Source organism: Streptomyces sp. 8K308, from assembly GCF_004348315.1.
GTDB lineage: Bacteria > Actinomycetota > Actinomycetes > Streptomycetales > Streptomycetaceae > Streptomyces.
Genome location: NZ_SMKC01000523.1, coordinates 1 through 3309, shown reverse-complemented (window position 1 = coordinate 3309; position 3309 = coordinate 1). Strand labels below are relative to the sequence as shown.

Genomic DNA, 3309 nt, shown 5'->3' with positions numbered 1-3309 from the left:
CCCGCTTGGGGGAGGCCCCTTGGCGCGCGGTAGCGTCGGGGTGGGGTGGAGAAACGAGAGGCTGTTGTGAGCGAGTTTCCGACGGTGCGGCCGAGGCGGTTGCGTGGGACGGCGGCGATGCGGCGGATGGTGGCCGAGACCCGGCTGCATCCGGCCGATCTGATCCTGCCGGCGTTCGTTCGGGAGGGCGTCGCGGAGCCGGTGCCCGTCGGGTCCATGCCCGGGGTCGTGCAGCACAGCCGTGACTCGATCCGCAAGGCCGCCGTGGAGGCGGCCGAGGCGGGGCTGAGCGGGATCATGCTGTTCGGGGTGCCCGAGGAGGGCAAGAAGGACGCGGTCGGCACGCCGGGCACTGACCCCGACGGGATCCTGCAGGTCGCGCTGCGCGACGTGCGGGCCGAGGTTGGGGACGCGCTGGTGGTGATGTCCGACCTGTGCCTGGACGAGGTCACCGACCACGGCCACTGCGGCGTCCTGGACGCGGCCGGCAACGTGGACAACGACGCCACCCTGGAGCGGTACGCCGAGATGGCCGTCGTGCAGGCGTCCGCCGGCGCACACATGCTCGGGCCGAGCGGGATGATGGACGGCCAGGTGGGGCACGTCAGGGCGGCGCTCGACGCGGCCGGGTTCCAGGACGTGGGTCTCATGGCGTACACCGTGAAGTACGCGTCGGCGTTCTACGGGCCGTTCCGCGAGGCGGTGAACTCGTCGCTCGTCGGCGACCGCAGGACGTACCAGCAGGACGCGCCCAACGCCCGTGAGGCACTCCGCGAGTTGGAGCTCGACGTGGCCGAGGGCGCGGACATCGTGCTGGTGAAGCCCGGCCTGCCGTACCTGGACGTGCTGCGGGGGATCGCGGACGCGTCGCCGGTGCCGGTGGCGGCGTACCAGATCTCCGGTGAGTACGCGATGGTCGAGGCGGCCGCCGAGCGCGGCTGGGTGGACCGGGAGCGCGCCATCGAGGAGACGCTGACGGCGTTCAAGCGGGCCGGGGCCGACCTGATCCTGACCTACTGGGCGACGGAGTTCGCCGGGCGGCTGCGCTCCGGCACCTGACGGCGGCGCCCCCGGGCGTGGCAGTCATCATGGAGGTGCCGCGCAGCGGCTGGAACGCGAGTACGAACGCAGGAGGCGCACGTGTCCACCCCCAAGCCCACCGCCGTGATCACCGGGGCGAGCAGCGGCATCGGGGCCGCCACCGCTCGACAACTGGCCGACGCCGGCTACCGGGTGGTGCTGGTGGCCCGCCGACTCGACCGGATAGACGCGTTGGCCGAGGAGCTGTCGAAGGCCGGCCACGAGGGCGTCGAGGCGCACCAGTTGGACGTGACGGACCGGGAGGCTGTGGACGCCTTCGCGGGCCTGCTTGAGCGGTGCGACGTGCTGATCAACAACGCGGGCGGCGCGCTCGGTATGGACACGGTCGCGGAGGGCGACCCGGCCGAGTGGCGCACGATGTACGAGGTCAACGTGCTGGGCGTGCTCAACATGACCCAGGCGCTGCTGCCCACGCTCACTGCCTCCGGCGCCGGCACGGTGCTCGTGGTGTCCTCGACCGCCGGCCACGGCACGTACGAGCGCGGCGCCGGCTACGTCGCGGCCAAGCACGGCGCGCACGTGCTGGCCGAGACGCTGCGTCTCGAGATCGTCGGCACGCCGGTGCGGGTGATCGAGATCGCCCCCGGCATGGTGCGGACCGACGAGTTCTCGCTGACCCGCTTCCGGGGCGACGCGGCGGCCGCCGACCAGGTGTACGCGGGGGTCGCCGAGCCGCTGACCGCGGAGGACGTGGCAGACACCATCACCTGGGCGGTGACCAGGCCGCAGCACGTGAACATCGACCTGCTCGTGGTGCGGCCGCGCGCGCAGGCCTCCAACACCAAGGTCCACCGGGAGCTGTAGGGGTGGGTCGGCTGCGGTTCGGGAGCCCGGCGGAGGCCGGGCTCGACGCGGCGCTCGCGGCCCGGATCGTGCCGGCGGCCGAGGCGTTCCTCGACGGCCCCGACGCCGCGTACCCGGGCTTCGTGCTGCTCGCGGCCCGGCACGGGGTGGTCGTGGCGCACGAGGCGCGCGGCTTCGCGGTGCGGCACGGCGGCGAGTCGGTCCCGATGCGGGCGGACACCGTCTTCGACCTGGCGTCGCTTTCCAAGCTCTACACGGCCGTGGTGGTGGTGCGGCTCGCCGAGCGCGGGCTGCTCGGGCTCGACGAACCGGTGGGGCGGTGGCTGCCGGCGTTCCGGGGCGCGGAGTTGACGGCGCGGCGGCTGCTCACCCACACGAGCGGGCTGCCTGCGTGGCTCGACCTGGAGCCGTACGCGGACGACGCGGCGCGGCTGGCGGCGATCGCGGGCCTCAGGACGACGGATGAGCCGGTGGGCGGCGAGGGCGGGTACCGGTACTCGGACCTCGGGCTCATCGTGCTTGGCGCGCTCGCGGAGCGGGCGACGGGGCGCGGGCTCGACGCGCTGGTCGCCGAGCTCGTGACCGGGCCGCTGGGGCTCGCCGACACCCGCTACAACCCGCCGGCGGCGTGGCGGGAGCGGATCGCGGCCACCGAGTACCAGCCGTGGACCGGGCGGGGCATGGTGCGCGGCTCGGTGCACGACGAGAACGCCTACCGGATGGGCGGGGTGGCAGGGCACGCGGGCGTCTTCGCGACGGCGTGGGACGTGGCGGTGCTGGCGCAGACCATGCTGGACGGCGGCCGTTACGGCGGGAAGCGGCTGCTCGGCGAGCGGTGGGTGCGGGAGATGGTGACCGACCACAACGGGGGCCTGGGCGAGGGCGCGGCGCGCGGGCTCGGGTGGCAGCTGAACCAGCCGAGCTACATGGGGCGGTTGGCGTCGCCGACGGCGTTCGGCCACACGGGCTTCACCGGCACGAGCGTGGTCGCCGACGCGGCGACCGGGGTGCTGCTCGTGCTGCTCACCAACCGGGTGCATCCTGGGCGCGACCGGGGCCGGGACGGGGCGTACCGGCTGGCGCCGGCCGCGGCGCTGGCCGCGGCGGCCGGCCTGTAGCGGCGCGGCGCGACCGGCGGCTCATTCTGTGAGTTCGCTGTGAGACTCCGGGCCGCGGCCCCGGTGCTCGGCGACGAGGCGAGGCTCCGCCAGGTCACCGCCAACCTCGTCGGCAACGCCGTCGCCCACACCCCCGCCGGCACCCCGGTCCGCATCGGCGTCGGCACGCGGGAGGGCCTCGCCGTCCTCGAGTTCCACGACGAGGGCCCCGGCATGACCCCGGACCAGGCGGCGCGGGCCTTCGACCGCTTCACCGGGGCGACAGGGCACGCACCAGGGGTGGGGG

The 3309-nt window shown here is 74.5% G+C and carries 3 protein-coding genes and 1 pseudogene; all 4 read left to right on the top strand.

Translation table 11 applies throughout. The features are described 5' to 3' along the window. The first annotated feature begins 66 nt into the window (after window positions 1-66). The gene (gene hemB / locus E1265_RS35125) at window positions 67-1059 is read left to right on the top strand and encodes a porphobilinogen synthase (protein WP_279571496.1); all 993 of its coding nucleotides are present in this window, start codon (window positions 67-69) and stop codon (window positions 1057-1059) included. A gap of 81 nt (window positions 1060-1140) precedes the next feature. Then, window positions 1141-1905 carry an SDR family NAD(P)-dependent oxidoreductase gene (locus E1265_RS35120; protein WP_132935004.1) on the top strand — a complete coding sequence of 255 codons (765 nt, stop codon included), beginning with the start codon at window positions 1141-1143 and terminating at the stop codon, window positions 1903-1905. Between the two features lie 2 nt (window positions 1906-1907). Continuing rightward, entirely contained in the window at window positions 1908-3023 is a 1116-nt protein-coding gene (locus tag E1265_RS35115; protein ID WP_165953997.1) for a serine hydrolase domain-containing protein, read from the top strand. A gap of 57 nt (window positions 3024-3080) precedes the next feature. Further along, a pseudogene (locus tag E1265_RS35110) lies at window positions 3081-3309 on the top strand (HAMP domain-containing sensor histidine kinase); the annotation flags it as partial.